The 14,928-nt window shown below is 35.9% G+C and carries 12 protein-coding genes and 2 pseudogenes; 8 read left to right on the forward strand and 6 right to left on the reverse strand.

The annotated features are described in order from the left end of the window. Window positions 1-343 precede the first annotated feature (343 nt). Entirely contained in the window at window positions 344-895 is a 552-nt protein-coding gene (locus ACLBWE_RS18570) for a peptidylprolyl isomerase (protein WP_348951893.1), read from the reverse strand. A gap of 157 nt (window positions 896-1,052) precedes the next feature. Beyond that, complete coding sequence (locus ACLBWE_RS18575) at window positions 1,053-2,123, reverse strand: alpha/beta hydrolase (protein WP_348951891.1); 1,071 nt, start codon at window positions 2,121-2,123, stop codon at window positions 1,053-1,055. A 211-nt stretch (window positions 2,124-2,334) separates the two neighbouring features. Here ACLBWE_RS18575 and ACLBWE_RS18580 point away from each other — a divergent pair, with 211 nt between their 5' ends. Then, on the forward strand, window positions 2,335-2,697 hold the full coding sequence (locus tag ACLBWE_RS18580; RefSeq protein ID WP_133748114.1) for a hypothetical protein: 363 nt from the start codon (window positions 2,335-2,337) through the stop codon (window positions 2,695-2,697). A 166-nt stretch (window positions 2,698-2,863) separates the two neighbouring features. Here the strand turns inward: ACLBWE_RS18580 and ACLBWE_RS18585 are convergent, their stop codons facing one another. Then, a complete protein-coding gene (locus tag ACLBWE_RS18585; protein WP_000733015.1) occupies window positions 2,864-3,094 on the reverse strand; it encodes a hypothetical protein in 231 nt (76 codons plus the stop codon). Between the two features lie 392 nt (window positions 3,095-3,486). Further along, a complete protein-coding gene (locus ACLBWE_RS18590; RefSeq protein ID WP_348951889.1) occupies window positions 3,487-4,353 on the reverse strand; it encodes an MBL fold metallo-hydrolase in 867 nt (288 codons plus the stop codon). Between the two features lie 107 nt (window positions 4,354-4,460). On the opposite strand from ACLBWE_RS18590, the pseudogene ACLBWE_RS18595 reads away from it, so the two are divergent. The 7 genes and pseudogenes from ACLBWE_RS18595 (at window position 4,461) to ACLBWE_RS18625 (ending at window position 11,734) form a co-directional block, all read left to right on the forward strand. After that, a pseudogene (locus ACLBWE_RS18595) lies at window positions 4,461-5,389 on the forward strand (LysR family transcriptional regulator). 128 nt (window positions 5,390-5,517) lie between these two features. Beyond that, entirely contained in the window at window positions 5,518-6,072 is a 555-nt protein-coding gene (grpE, locus tag ACLBWE_RS18600; protein WP_003656003.1) for a nucleotide exchange factor GrpE, read from the forward strand. A gap of 118 nt (window positions 6,073-6,190) precedes the next feature. Further along, window positions 6,191-8,131, forward strand: a complete 1,941-nt coding sequence (gene dnaK / locus ACLBWE_RS18605) for a molecular chaperone DnaK (protein ID WP_017387642.1) — start codon at window positions 6,191-6,193, stop codon at window positions 8,129-8,131. A gap of 342 nt (window positions 8,132-8,473) precedes the next feature. Then, window positions 8,474-8,917 carry a hypothetical protein gene (locus ACLBWE_RS18610; protein WP_005037720.1) on the forward strand — a complete coding sequence of 148 codons (444 nt, stop codon included), beginning with the start codon at window positions 8,474-8,476 and terminating at the stop codon, window positions 8,915-8,917. A 330-nt stretch (window positions 8,918-9,247) separates the two neighbouring features. Further along, on the forward strand, window positions 9,248-10,165 hold the full coding sequence (locus tag ACLBWE_RS18615; RefSeq protein ID WP_447604239.1) for a matrixin family metalloprotease: 918 nt from the start codon (window positions 9,248-9,250) through the stop codon (window positions 10,163-10,165). A gap of 111 nt (window positions 10,166-10,276) precedes the next feature. Then, window positions 10,277-11,258 (forward strand): annotated as a pseudogene (locus ACLBWE_RS18620) (M57 family metalloprotease). Window positions 11,259-11,359: 101 nt separating this feature from the next. Continuing rightward, window positions 11,360-11,734: a hypothetical protein gene (locus ACLBWE_RS18625; protein ID WP_003656007.1), complete on the forward strand. Its 375-nt coding sequence runs from the start codon at window positions 11,360-11,362 to the stop codon at window positions 11,732-11,734. 62 nt (window positions 11,735-11,796) lie between these two features. Here the strand turns inward: ACLBWE_RS18625 and ACLBWE_RS18630 are convergent, their stop codons facing one another. Both ACLBWE_RS18630 and ACLBWE_RS18635 read right to left on the reverse strand, forming a co-directional pair. Further along, a complete protein-coding gene (locus ACLBWE_RS18630; protein ID WP_311085397.1) occupies window positions 11,797-13,089 on the reverse strand; it encodes a lytic murein transglycosylase in 1,293 nt (430 codons plus the stop codon). Between the two features lie 711 nt (window positions 13,090-13,800). Further along, window positions 13,801-14,922, reverse strand: coding sequence for a 5-(carboxyamino)imidazole ribonucleotide synthase (locus ACLBWE_RS18635; protein ID WP_447604240.1), 1,122 nt, complete (start codon window positions 14,920-14,922; stop codon window positions 13,801-13,803). Window positions 14,923-14,928: the final 6 nt, after the last annotated feature.

Below are 14,928 nucleotides of genomic sequence, written 5' to 3' on the forward strand. Positions count from 1 at the left end.
ACTTCGAGTAATTTAAACCAATCAATCAATGATAATATTTCGATCAATCAATCAGTAAAAATCCACACAAGTTGTTCTTCATAATCTCTTAATGATCTTTCTGCTCTTCGTCAGAGACAGAATTCAACGCAATACTAAGCTTTTCATCTCAACCCTGTAAGCTAAGATATTCTCATGTATCGCGTCGGGATGAGTGCATTATAGGGGAAAAAAATTGGTACGCAAGCACTTTTCCAAATATATGTGTTTGATCGATTCTTTTTCACCCAACCAAAATCAAAAAAAGAAAGAAAATCACATCAAACTATTGATAATAAACAATAAATATTAAAATCTTTTATTTTCATTCTTTTTTGATTTTCATTTCTATTATCTTAATAGGTTGTTTAGGAACGTTCTGATGCATTCCATCAGTGATTGTCGGTACTTTTACAATACGGTCAACCACATCCATCCCTTTAATCACTTTTCCGAAAACTGCATAACCAGCATTACCAGCAGAGCGATTTAGAAAACTATTATCTGCGACATTAATAAAGAACTGGTTAGTAGCAGAGTCAGGATTTGCGGTACGAGCCATCGCTAAGGTTCCGCGTGTGTTAGCAATCCCATTTCCAGCTTCATTTTTGATTGGTGCTCGAGTGGTCTTTTCCTGCATATTTGCAGTAAGCCCACCACCCTGTACCATGAAACCAGGAATTACGCGATGGAATATCGTATCTTTATAAAAGTTCGACTTTATATAGCTTTTAAAATTCTTGACGCTGATTGGGGCTTTCTCATCATAAAGTTGTATTTCTATGTTGCCTAAATTTGTTTGCATTTCAACTAAAGTGTCAGCCCAGACTGAATGACTGCTTAAACCCAAGCAACATAGCATTAATAATTTTTTCATATCTTCCTACAGTAAAATGCAAAACTTAATAAAGGTTAAATTTAATCGTCTATATAAAAGAATTCTAGTGAGTATCTATTATCTTTTATTTAAAGCCTTATATTTTAGATTTGAGTATGAGTCCACGTTCCACGTGAAACATGGACCAAACTTTTATTTAGCTATTTTTATCCCAAAATTTTCTAAAGTTTTTACTGAACTCAATGGTGTTACGTTTGGCCTTTTTAGAAATAGGCGTCAAATTTATAAAACCATGCGTTTGATCTGAATATTCTTCATAATGCATTTTGACGCCATTTTGGCGTAGCTTATAGCTATAGATTTTCCCTTCATCATGTAATACGTCATGCCCAGCAGTAATCACAAAAGCCGGTGGATTCTTCTTCAAGTTTCCATAGGTTGGAGAAATAATAGGATCATCTAATTCTACGTTATGCTGGGTTGCATAATATTGAGTGACATTATTGATATCTTTATCTGTCAAAACCAATCCTTCGTTATAGGCATAGAAGGATGGATGTCGACTCTTGAAATCGACTGCAGGGTAAATAAGAAGTTGGGCCTGTGGAGCATAAGGCTTATTTACTGATCTTTGAGCCACGACTGTACTAATGTTTCCACCTGCACTATCACCCGCTACCGCAATTCGACCTTTTAATATTTTTAATTGTCTACGATTTTGATATACCCAAGCCAAAGCATCTTCACAAGACTGGATTAAATGTTGAGGAGAAACCTCAGGCGCAAGAGGATAATCAATACTGAGTACTTGTACTTTTGCATATTTTGCCAATATACGACACGCCTCATCATGAGTATCTAATCCACCCACAACAAATCCCCCTCCGTGATAAAAAACAAGAAGAGGTAATTTTTTATTAGATGCGGGATGATAGTGTCTCGCGAAAACGGTTCCACTTTGAAGAGGTAAACGAATATCTTCTACTGAATCAATCTCTGTTGATTTCTGGCGTATAGCCAACATTTGCGTATCAAACTGCCTTCTGGATTCAATTGGATCTGGACCAATAAAACCGATACGCCCCTGCTTAATTTGTACAGCCATCAGACATTTAGTAAATGAGTCCAAGTCAGGATATTGGTAAGAATACCCAAGAATTTTGGCAAGTGATTCTTGAGCTAATCGAGGTAACTTATCAAGAGCTCGAGCAGCGGGCCCTTGGCCCTTATCTAGCAATGTTTGAATTTTTTGATTAAATGCTGTCATGCCTATCTCCATGAATTCCTCTTATCCTTCATATTTTCTACAGAATTCTGTTGCTGTTTGACTATATTCGCATACAACTCATGTAATCAAGATACAAAGGTAAAAACTAAATTACGCTAATCTGATTTAAAGCAAATGTCATTAACAAATCTGTCGTTTCAAGCAGGAGTTTTTTGCCAATTATTGTTAACAGACAAAAAGAGGTAAGATTATGTCAACAAAACTAGTTGTTACTTTATTAGCAACCAGTCTCTTAACTGTAGGCTGTGTTGCTTATACGGATGACCCTTCTTATCGTGGTGGGTATGGTTACCCAGATACTAATCGCTATGATCGCAATGATGGACGTCGATATAATGATTGGGAACGAAAACGCTGGGAAGAACGTCAAAGAATATATGAACAACAACGAAGAGTTGCTCGCGAACAAGATCGAAACCGTCATGAATGGGATAAAAGACGCCATGACGAGGATAAAAAACACCGTGATGACGATAAAAGACGCCACGAGTGGGATAAAAAACGGGTAGAAGATCGTGATCATAATCGTCGAGATTCTCGTCATGATGACTAAATTCATTACTATATAAAAAGCCCCAATAAGCTACGTCTTTTGGGGCTTTTTTGAGAATTCTAAACTCTCTTAATTATAGAGTAATGAGTAGCAGCTCACTTCATACATAAATCGGCATCTTAAATATATGACTCTATAACCTTTTAACTGTTCTTATCGCTAAGAATTACTGAGCTGTTGCAGAACCTGAAACAGAACCAGAAGCACCAGCATCAACTTGACCTGGTTGTGCTTGACCAGAAACGCCAGCATCTACACCTACACCTGCTTGTACGCCAGATGGGCTAGCACTTGTTTGAGCAGAACCTGATGCGTTTAAACCAGCTTCAGATGCACAACCAACAGCTGTAAAAGCAACACCAGCAAGTACTACAGAGATAAGACCTAATTTTTTCATAATCGCTTTCCTTTCATTACGACAAACACTTAAATGCAAAGTTCATCTTCGCGCTGCCTATAATTCACAATTTTTTTTTCTGGCGTGCGTATCATTGGTTGTCTTTTGTAGTAATAGAAGTACAAATTGTGCAATTTTTTATTAAATTCTCTTCCTTAGCTTCATCTCTATCTTTTATATAAAAGTAGCAACTTAAGCTTTTGTTTAATTTTATCAATTTTTAATTTTTATCTGAGCCTTTTGCTCTACTCAAAAAAATTCTCTTTATAGAAACACTATATAAGGTGCGTAGAATGTTACAGAGGTTTTTTTGATTAAAAATTCCTTTTCGCATTAAAAAAGCCGGGTATAGACCACGGCTTCTCTAAAAAATTATTATATTCCGATTTAAATTACGGCCATTGCATCTCGCCTTTTACAACTTTTGCACCTAGCTCTAGGCTATCCACACTTTTTAATGTTGGATATTGTTTTTGCATGAGCTGACTCAATTCGCTAGCATTTTTACTTACTTTAGCCGCTTTCTCATAGCTCTTGAGATAGTCGATCGAAAAGTTAACCGCATCCAAACCTTGTGGAGCTCCCTCAACCATATGTGCTGGAACAACTGTTTGAGGCTGTAGTGCTTTAATGCTTTCTAAAGTTTGAATTACTTCATTGCGATCTTTAACTTTTGGTGTATCTGCCATCCATAAATGAATACCTGAAGATACAGGAATACCACCTACTACTGCTTTTGAAGAAGGAATCCATAAATAAGTGAGTTCTTTCTTACCTTTAATTTCGATTGACTCATTCTCTAACTTTAAAGTTTTAGCAGTATAAGCTTGAGGCAAAATAATTTGGCTAGGAGCATTTGCACCCATTTGTGGACCCCAATACTTCACTTTAAGGGCTTGAGTATCTTGAATATGTTTAACAGTTTCCGGCGTTGCGATGATTTGTACATTTGGGAAGTACTGTTTAAATACATCTAAACCAAAGTAATAGTCCGGATCACCATAACTTACGAAAATTGTCTTTAGCGTTTTACCGCTATCGAGAATATCGGCAGCAATACGTAATGCTTCAGATTTTGAGAATTGCGCATTAACCAATAGAACTTCTTTATCACCTTCAATTAAAGTAGAAGTCACCCCAAAATGTTCTGGTTTAGCCAGAAAACTTTGGATTTTTAGATCTTGTGCAAAAGTTGAGGAAGCCATCGTCAAAGCTGTAGCAGTTGCTAGAGCCGAAGCAGTTAATTTAAAAAATTTCATTATGTATTCTCCAATTTCATAAGGAATACTTTAAATTGCAATTTCTGTAAGGTAAATGCACTAAACTAAGATAAACTGTTGCATAAATTGTAATAATGATAAAGCATATGGACACATTAAAAGCCATACAAGTCTTTGTTTCTATTGCTCAGCATGGCAATTTAACCAAAGCAGCAGAACATCTTAATTATTCCCGTGCCATGGTTTCTCGCTATCTTGAACACCTAGAGCATACATTCTCAACTCGACTATTTCAGCGGAATACCCGAAAAATATCTCTCACTCCAGCAGGTGAAAAAGCTCTACTCTACTGCGAAAATATTTTACAACAACAACAACTTTTACAAGAGCTAGCAGCACCCGAACAACATAACGGTACGATTCGTTTTACTTGTGGTTTATTTTTATTTCAATTAGGTGTTGGCGAATGTATTCGTCAATTTAAAAAGCAACATCCACATATTCAATTTGATGTATATCTTACTGAAAATACAATTGACTTGATTGATGCACAAGTCGATTTAGCTTTGCGTATAACCCAAAAAGTTGCAGATGGATTAATTGCAAGGCCAGTTTGTCAGATCGAATCGGTATTTTGTGCTCATCCAGACTATTTAAAACAGCACAGCCCTCTCTCTCACCCAAGACAACTTATTCAATACGAATGTTTAGCTCACCATAGCCAGCATCAATACTGGACTCTTTTTGATGAAGAGCAACAACCACAGAATTATCCTTTAAACGTTACCTTTAAAAGTAATGATGTAAATGCTGTTTATGATATGTGTCTACATGCTCAGGGTGTAGCTATGTTGCCTTCACTATTAGTTAAAAAAGATTTAAAAGAAAAACGACTAGTTCCTTTATTTAAAAACTTTTCAGCTCCGGAATTAAGTCTGTCAGTGGTATATGCATCTAGGCAGCATTTACCCAAAATAACTCAGGAATTTATTGCTTTTATGATCGAAAATTTAGATTTTTACTTAAAACCGCAAAATTAAAAGCTTTAAATTGTCGTGTACGCTTGAATTTTTAGGCAGTGCCCATACTTCATACCTATTAATGAATTACAGCATATGCATGGCAGTTCAGATTTTACACAGTAAATACTGATGCCAAAAAGGACTGTACATGTTTAAAAACCCATTTAAACGGAGATCATCAATGGCTAATGAGCAAAACGAGCAAGCTCAAGACATTCAACACGAGCAAGCAGAGCAATCTAATGAGCAAACTCAGGCTGAAGGTGGAGAGCAAGCAAACGACGTTACCGTTGAATCTTTACAAGCGCAAATCACTAAATTAGAAGAAAGCCTTAAACTTGAAAAAGCACGTACAGCGAATGCTGTTTACGAAGCACAAAAAAGTGTAGAGCGTATTCAACGTGAGTCTGAGAAGCATAAGGAAACTGTGCTTGAAAAATTTGCAAAAGAATTGCTGGATTCTGTAGACAATCTAGAGCGTGCAATTCAAGCAGCGGGTGATGAAGAAACTCCTGTACTTGAGGGTATTAAGTTAACCTTGAAGTCACTATTAACTACACTGGAAAAATTTGGTGTTGTAGAAGCTGACACTCAAAATGGTTTCAACGCAGATTTACATCAAGCAGTGGGCATTGCCCCAGACGCTAAAGCGAATGAAATCGGTACCGTTTTACAAAAAGGCTATACCTTAAATGGTCGCTTATTGCGCCCTGCTATGGTTATGGTTGGTCAATAAATAAAAAATTGAGAGTTTTTAGATTTTTTTTCGCTAAAACGCTTGAAAAAAATAGATTCACTCTCATATCGGATAACAAGCAAAAACATTGCAAAAGAATTTTTGAGGAAAACGTCACATGGCAAAAATTATTGGTATTGACTTAGGTACTACCAACTCATGCGTTGCTGTACTTGAAGGCGATAAAGTAAAAGTAATCGAAAACGCTGAAGGCACACGTACAACTCCATCGATCATTGCTTATAAAGATGGCGAGATCTTAGTGGGTCAAAGTGCTAAGCGTCAGGCAGTAACTAACCCGAAAAATACATTATTCGCTATTAAGCGTTTAATTGGTCGTCGTTATGAAGATCAAGCGGTACAAAAAGACATCGGCCTTGTACCTTATAAAATCATCAAAGCTGACAATGGTGATGCTTGGGTAGAAGTAAACGATAAAAAATTAGCACCTCAACAGATCTCTGCTGAAATCTTGAAAAAGATGAAGAAAACTGCAGAAGACTATTTAGGTGAAACAGTTACAGAAGCAGTTATTACTGTTCCTGCTTACTTTAACGATGCTCAACGTCAAGCAACTAAAGATGCGGGTAAAATCGCTGGTTTAGACGTTAAACGTATCATTAACGAACCAACTGCTGCTGCACTTGCGTTCGGTATGGACAAAAAAGAAGGCGATCGTAAAATTGCTGTTTACGACTTAGGTGGTGGTACTTTTGACGTATCAATCATTGAAATCGCAGACCTTGATGGCGACCAACAAATCGAAGTGTTATCAACAAATGGTGATACTTTCCTTGGTGGTGAAGACTTTGATAACGCGTTAATTGAATTCTTGGTTGAAGAATTTAAGAAAGAACAAAGTGTGAACTTGAAAAATGACCCACTTGCGTTACAACGTTTGAAAGAAGCTGCTGAAAAAGCAAAAATCGAGCTTTCTTCATCAAATGCAACTGAAATCAACCTTCCATACATCACTGCTGATGCAACTGGTCCTAAACACTTAGTGATCAATGTAACACGTGCAAAACTTGAAGGTTTAGTTGCTGATTTAGTTGCTCGTACAATTGAGCCTTGCCGTATCGCGCTTAAAGATGCTGGTCTTTCGACTTCTGACATCTCTGACGTGATCTTGGTTGGTGGTCAGTCTCGTATGCCACTTGTACAACAAAAAGTACAAGAATTCTTTGGTAAAGAGCCACGTAAAGACGTGAACCCTGATGAAGCAGTTGCAATTGGTGCTGCGATTCAAGGTGCGGTATTGTCTGGTGACAAAACTGACGTTCTTTTATTAGACGTAACACCATTAACTTTAGGTATTGAAACAATGGGTGGTGTATTAACACCAATCATTGAGAAAAACACGACGATTCCTGCGAAGAAATCACAAGTGTTCTCTACTGCTGCTGACAACCAGCCTGCTGTAGACATTTCTGTTTACCAAGGTGAACGTAAGATGGCTCAACAAAACAAATTGTTGGGTAACTTCCAATTAGGCGACATTCCACCTGCTCCACGTGGTGTGCCACAAATTGAAGTATCTTTCGACATCAATGCTGATGGTATCTTGAAAGTATCTGCTAAAGATAAGAGCACTGGTAAAGAGCAATCAATCCAGATTAAAGCAAACTCAGGTTTGTCTGATGCTGAAATCGAAGCAATGATTAAAGATGCTGAAGCGAATGCTGAAGAAGATCGTAAGTTTGAAGAACTTGCAAAAGCTCGTAACGAAGCTGATGCATTAATTTCAAGCTCGAACAAAGCTGTAAAAGATCTTGGTGATAAAGTTACTGAAGATGAAAAAACAGCTGTAAGTACTGCGGTTTCTGAACTTGAAGCAGCAACAAAAGAAAATGATGTTGAAGATATCAAAGCTAAAACTGAGGCTTTACAAAACATCTTAATGCCTATCACTCAACGTGCTTATGAACAAGCACAGCAAGCTGGTGGTGCAGAAGGCTTTGATCCAAATGCATTCCAAGGTGGCGATGCAGGTCAACAAAAAGCAGATGATGGCGTTGTAGATGCTGAATTCACAGAAGTAAAAGATGACAAAAAATAATTTGTCGCTTTAAAAAAGACCGCGCGAAAGCGCGGTTTTTTTTAAGATAAATCCTGTTATTCTCAAGTATTGGATTTTTAAATTTTGCCTCAGATGATGAAATTGTACTCCATGCTGAATGAGATGCTTCAAGTAAGTATTTTCGGCGTGTAACTTCCTTCACATTTTATTTATCGGTAATCATTTTATTTCAGTATCTTAACTACTGCAGCTGTATACATTGTTGACAAGTAATTGCTAGGATTATGTACATTCAACTTTAGCCAATCAGACTACATCAATTTGATACAGATACAATATTATATATATAATCTAAAACATTAAAATATCACGCTATAAAAAATGAAAATCGAACCAATTATCACAAAAACCAAATTTAGATTAATGCTTATTTTTTCTCTACTCTTCGCCATTTTTAGTGCAACATTTGATGCCTATGATGAAACGTTTATCTCAATCAATGAGACGTTATCAATAGATCCCCAAAACTGGGAATTAGCCATTACTTGTCTTCTTTCAATTATTTTTTTGATCATATTCATTGGTTTGCTTCTATTCAAAGAATGGGCGAGGAAACTATATATTTATACTTTTTTCCCAATTTTACTCATTTATTTATTACCGAGTTACTATTGGACATTAATGTCTGGTCTAAGTGCTATTTTTTATGAGCTAGGCAATATTCTCTCTACACTAATTTGGGGCATTTTAGTTGTACCTAGCCTCTACCAACCTTTATTTAAAAAAGATGCTGAATTCACTGAAGTTAAAGATGACAAAAAATAATTTGTTTCTTTGATAAAAAACCGCGCTTAGGCGCGGTTTTTTATTGGTTACAAAAAATAACAATAGCTTGTTAAAGGAGATTTTTAATTATCTTAATGTCAAAAAGATCAATGATAAAAACTAATCTATTAATTATAAAAAAGATTTTATAAACTAAAAGACATTGTTACTTATTACATTAATTATTCCATTATTGCCAAGTCTAAAAACATCTTTTTAAATTTTTATAGCCAGATCACAAATTCTCCCACTCTCCTGCATTTTTTATCATTTTGACGAAATTAATTAAGTAGCTAACAATAAGATTTTATTTATATTTTTTATTTTGCCATGAAAAAATTTCTATGGTGGGGACTTAGCTTGTGTTTATGCATAGGCTTACAAACGACGAGCTTTGCTCAAAGTAATCTATCAATTGCTTCGTCTAATCAACCGTTAAAGTATCGAATTGCTTTTATTGACCCACGGTTTCAGCTCACTAAAGAACAACTTATTGAAGTAAGCCAACAAGCTGCTGAAATCTGGCACAAAGAGACGGGAAAAACCTATTTTTCTTATGATTCAGAAGCGCAGTTAACAATTAACTTAATTTATGATGATCATCAAATTATTAAAAGTGAACAGCAAGAAAATTTAAATGCTCTTTCACAAAAGCAGGAACAATGGCGCATTAAAAATGAAGAGATTATTTTAAACAAACAAGAAATTGATCAGCTATCATCTGATTTGAACAAAAAAAAGATCAGTCTAAAAGCTGAATTTGAACACTATCAACGAGACGTAACACACTTTAACCAAGGGGAACATCGATACTCTCTTGCCGATGAATTAAAAGAGCGGCAAAACCAACTACAGCAAATATCTGGAAATTTGCAAAATGAATCAAATAATTTAAATTTTAGAATTCAAATGCTTAACAAAAAAATTAAAGAACTAAATCAAGAGCAAAGCGATTTAACAACGTTAATGACACAATTTAAGCTAGAACAAAAAACCAGTATTCAGACCTTTCTTAAAGGCTTATTCAGTCAAAACCAAATTCAAATTTACGGTTATGCTTCTTTAAATGATTTACGTTTGACCCTTGCTCATGAGTTTGGCCATGCTTTAGGACTAAAACATACTACTGATCCCAAATCTTTAATGTACCCCCGTTTAAAAGAGCAAGATATTCATAATTTCAAATTAACAAATTCAGATTTAGAGTTATTAAGCTCAATTTATAGTTCAATTAAGGAAAATCATTAAAGTTAAATAATTAAAAAAACTAAATAAAACTAAACATATTGAATTTTATCTAAAAAATAATTTTGCATTTGGTAAAAACTAATGAGACTAAAGTCGCATTTATTTATCTGAATTGTATGTTTTTTGATTGATTTTTCACTTTATATTCTTATAATACGTTTTTTTTAAAATCTCCCCCTCTTCTATTATGCGTTTAACATCTTTGTTACTAGGCGTAGCCTTTGCTTTTTCTAATTTTCAGGCTAATGCTAATCTTGCCACTCCAGCTCATACTCAAATTCAGCAAAAAGCGGGTCAGCACCTGACTTATAAAATTGCTGAAATTGATCCACGTTTTGGTTTGAGCCAAGATCAATTGATTCAGATTAGCCAACAAGCTGCGGATATTTGGAAACAAGGCACTGGGCAGGATTATTTTACTTATGATCCAAATGCAAAGTTAGAAATTCGTCTAGTTTACGATAATGGTCAAAGTCGTTCTGAACAGCGTCAAAAAATTGCAGCTCAGTTCCAGCAAGAACAGCAACGTGTAATTGATGAACAGCAACAAATTAAGCAATTGAAGCAAACCCTTGGTCAAACTCAATCTGACCTTGAAAATAAAAAGCAGATTTTGAATGGCAAATTGAAAAATCTTGACCAGCAAATGATGCAACTTAACCAAGGCAAATTAGCACCTGAATATAGTGCTAAATCTTTGGCTAAAACCCAGAAAGATTTGCAAAAGCAAACTGTTGCTTTAAAGAAAGAAATTGCTGCATATAATGAGCAAGCTAAAGATTTAAATGTCAAAGTTACTCATTTTAATCAGATTAATAATGAGTTTAATAATTCATTAAACGAATTTAAGCAAAATGCTCAAGCAGATGTCTTTAAAAAAGGTATCTACAACGGCAAACAAATTGTGATTTATGAGTTCAAGTCTATTGATGATTTACGTTTGACGATTGCTCATGAGTTAGGACATGCACTTGGTTTAAAACACAGTGATCAGCCAAATGCATTGATGTACTCAGTTCGTAAAGATGGTGACAGAAAAATCACTGGCCTTACCGATGCTGATCGTGATCTATTGAGTGCTTTACCTCAATAATTAATAACTTGATATAAAATGATGTATCTATTTCTAGATAGATACATCGAAATTCATATCAAAGTCATGTTATTGTGGTCATAAGAGCTAACGAAAATAGAATGGAGATCAAGATGAGTTACTATCATATCCTGATTGAAGTAAATGATCATATCAGCACAATTGAACAAACACGCGATATTGAACTGTTTGATATTATTGAAATCAAACCGTATCTTCATTCTATTCTAATCCCCTTTTTCAATGAGCATGAAATCGAGCTTGAAGATGAAAATATTGAATACAAAGATATTTTGCATCTTGAAGTGAAACAGACTCTGCTACCGATTGAACATTTAATTGAAGAAGAACAAAAGCAATTACCAAGTGATACAGATGTTACGATCACTGCGTATGAAATCTTTAATGATCGAGATTTAAGCCAAGATGTCACTTCAGTTATTTTTGATATATTGGAAGCAGTTAAATTAGATTAGCAATCTTATACAAGTGCTTATAAAAAAGGTCTGCATGCGCAGACCTTTTTATTATTTTCAGTTTATTGCATCATTTTTTGGGCTTGTTCTTGACGGAATGCGCGTAAGATTTGTTGCCCTGCTCGTCCGCTTGGATTTAAACCTAAACGAGTTTGCTCTTGACGAATAGCCACACGGGTTTTATCCCCAATAAGACCATCAACCGCACCAATATCGTAGCCGCGATTAATCAAAAACTGTTGGATTTCACGACGTTCTGCTCGTGAAGTTCCTGGATCATCAGTTGGCCAAGATGTCGCAAAAGGACGAGCGCCTTTTAAACGATCAGATAGATGAGCAATTGCAAGACCATAACTTTCCGCAGCGTTATAACTATAGATAGCATCAAAATTCTTAAATACTAAGAATACTGGACCATTTACGCCTGCTGGTGCCATTAAACCTGCCGAAGTACTACTAGATAAAGCTCCTTGAACAAGTGGAGAGCCATCAATTCGAGTAACACCTCGCGCACTCCAGCTACTCAAAGCTTTCTTTGAGCGTCGCCCTTCTCCATCAATTGACATACCTTGGGGAACTTTTACTTCGAAACCCCATGGCATTCCTGCTTGCCAACCTGCTTTATTTAAGAAATTAGCCGTTGAAGCCAATGCATCAACTGTACTAGACACTAAGTCTCGACGACCATCTCCATCAAAATCAACAGCTAAACGTTCATAGGTCGATGGCATAAATTGGGTATGACCAAATGCACCAGCCCATGAACCTTTCAGTTGATCTTCGGTTAAGTCACCACGCTGTAAAATACGCATGGTGGCAAAAAATTCAGTACGGAAATAACTTTGTCGGCGACCTTCACAACTTAAAGTTCCGAGTGCTTGTAATAAAGGATATTTTCCAGAAATATCACCAAAATTACTTTCAACACCCCACACTGCCACAATTGTTTCTGGTGGTACGCCGTAGGTTTGAGAAGCACGATTTAAAACATCGCGATATTGCGCCAACTTTTGTTTTCCAAGCTCAACACGCTCTTCATCGACTAAGCCAGAAAGATAATCCCAAATAGGCGTCGAAAATTCTGGTTGATAATTTAATTTATCAATAACCGAATAATCTGGAGTTAAGTTTTGAGTATAACGATCATAGGTTGTACCAGAGACTCCAGCAGCAACCGCTTGAGAGCGTAAATTTGCCAAACAACTTTGGAAATTATTATTAGGCGTATAATTTTCGTTAGTCACTGCCGGAACAGTGGCACTGCTAGATATTGTAGAACCATTAATTACGAGCTCTGCTTGAGCCTGAGTCATTGCTAAAAATACAGAGCCAACAATACAAGAAAAACGTCGCATATTATCCCAGTTTCAATTTTTGAATTTAAATTTTTAAGTACCATACCATTATGAGTCTAAAATTTCAGAGAGAAAACGTAAATTTGAATTCATAATCTCTTCTTTAAATTCATTTCCATTGTTTTAAATTCAAATTTTCCACTTTATTTTGAATTTAAAACTTCGACCAGTGTGCACCACCAGTTTTGAATTCAAAATAATAGCGTATAGTTTAAATTCAAAAACCTTATTTTAAATTTAAACTATAAAACAGGTATTTCTGTGGATAAACTTATCCACAACCAAGCAAAAACAGTACTATTTATTGATTCTACTCTATATTTCATCATTCTTTATGACACGGCAAATCCAATCAACCGAACAATCTGTATTTTTAAATTCAAAAATCAGCCCATGTTTTAAATTCAAACTCGCCACGTTATTTTAAATTTAAAACATTTCAACAAACACCATTAGTTTTGAATTCAAAAAATATAGCACTAACCATCTGTTATAAATCAAACTCTCTTGTAGATAACTAACTTTAAATTCAAAACAATGTAAAAAACTTGCTTTCACTTTTTTAAATTTAAAAACACCACCAATATTTAAATTCAAAAATTCACGTAAAAAGTTATCCACAAACCCCAAATACTTATGATTTATTATTTTTTAAATTTAAAAGATAAAAAAAGCGATCCGAAGATCGCTTTTTTGCAAAATCAAAAGTATTTAGAGGGTCATATCTGCTGTTAGAGCGAGTGGTTCTGGCAAAATTTTCGCCAATTGACGGCATAACGTCGTCAATTCATTACTATCCACAGGCATTAAAGTGATATGACCTAACTTACGACCAGCACGTTCTGACTTGTTATAAAGATGTAGATGAGCACCATTTAAGGCAAGTACATCTTCAGTTTTAGGATGCTGACCAATAATATTGATCATGACCGTTGGACGAACAACGTCTGTTGAACCTAATGGAAGACCTGTAACAGCTCGAATATGGTTTTCAAACTGAGAACAGACAGCGCCTTCAATTGACCAGTGACCTGAGTTATGCACACGTGGTGCCATCTCATTTGCACACAAACCTTGTTCTGTCACAAACAGCTCTAGAGTCAACACACCAACATAGTTGAGGTGATTCAACAACCGTGTAATGTAGTCTTGAGCAACAGGCTGTAAAGCTTCACTATTCGGTGCTGGAACAATTGAATGCGATAAAATGCCATTATGGTGGTGATTTTCAGCCAATGGCCAAGTTTTTACTTCACCATTTTGGCCGCGCACCGCAATAATTGAAACTTCGCGAGAGAATTTAACAAAGCTTTCGGCAACTAGACTTTTTGCAGGACCAAGTTCAGCCCACGCGGTGTCAATCTGGTCTTCTGAACGAAGTACAAACTGACCTTTACCATCATATCCACCAGTTGCAGTCTTAAGCACAATCGGCAAACCAAGCTCAGCAACAGCCTTTTTCAAACTTTCTAAGCTATCTACAGCACGATACGGCGCAACAGGAATAGTAAGTTCATCAAACAATGCTTTTTCTGACAAGCGATTTTGCGCAGTCGCTAAAGCAACACGGGGAGGGTGCAATGCTTTGGTTTGTGTTAAAACATCAACATCTTCAACTGGTGTATTTTCAAACTCAAGACTAAAAACATCAGCACTTTCAATAAACTGCTTTAAACCTTGCTCATCTTGGCTAGAAAAGACTTGGCCTAAAACACCTGCTGGACAATCTGTATTTGCTTCAAAAAAAGTACACTGAATATTTAATGGTAACGCCGCTTGAGCCATCATTCGACCCAGTTGCCCACCACCAAAAATACCGATAGTTTTATCCATCTCAGC

The organism is Acinetobacter sp. M5A5_2a, assembly GCF_053345265.1.

Bases quoted from the DNA above. Each gene is read 5' to 3' on its own strand.
- ACLBWE_RS18570 (WP_348951893.1), bottom strand. From the start codon at position 895: ATGAAAAAATTATTAATGCTATGTTGCTTGGGTTTAAGCAGTCATTCA.
- ACLBWE_RS18575 (WP_348951891.1), bottom strand. From the start codon at position 2,123: ATGACAGCATTTAATCAAAAAATTCAAACATTGCTAGATAAGGGCCAA.
- ACLBWE_RS18580 (WP_133748114.1), top strand. From the start codon at position 2,335: ATGTCAACAAAACTAGTTGTTACTTTATTAGCAACCAGTCTCTTAACT.
- ACLBWE_RS18585 (WP_000733015.1), bottom strand. From the start codon at position 3,094: ATGAAAAAATTAGGTCTTATCTCTGTAGTACTTGCTGGTGTTGCTTTT.
- ACLBWE_RS18590 (WP_348951889.1), bottom strand. From the start codon at position 4,353: ATGAAATTTTTTAAATTAACTGCTTCGGCTCTAGCAACTGCTACAGCT.
- grpE (WP_003656003.1), top strand. From the start codon at position 5,518: ATGGCTAATGAGCAAAACGAGCAAGCTCAAGACATTCAACACGAGCAA.
- dnaK (WP_017387642.1), top strand. From the start codon at position 6,191: ATGGCAAAAATTATTGGTATTGACTTAGGTACTACCAACTCATGCGTT.
- ACLBWE_RS18610 (WP_005037720.1), top strand. From the start codon at position 8,474: ATGAAAATCGAACCAATTATCACAAAAACCAAATTTAGATTAATGCTT.
- ACLBWE_RS18615 (WP_447604239.1), top strand. From the start codon at position 9,248: ATGAAAAAATTTCTATGGTGGGGACTTAGCTTGTGTTTATGCATAGGC.
- ACLBWE_RS18625 (WP_003656007.1), top strand. From the start codon at position 11,360: ATGGAGATCAAGATGAGTTACTATCATATCCTGATTGAAGTAAATGAT.
- ACLBWE_RS18630 (WP_311085397.1), bottom strand. From the start codon at position 13,089: ATGCGACGTTTTTCTTGTATTGTTGGCTCTGTATTTTTAGCAATGACT.
- ACLBWE_RS18635 (WP_447604240.1), bottom strand. From the start codon at position 14,922: ATGGATAAAACTATCGGTATTTTTGGTGGTGGGCAACTGGGTCGAATG.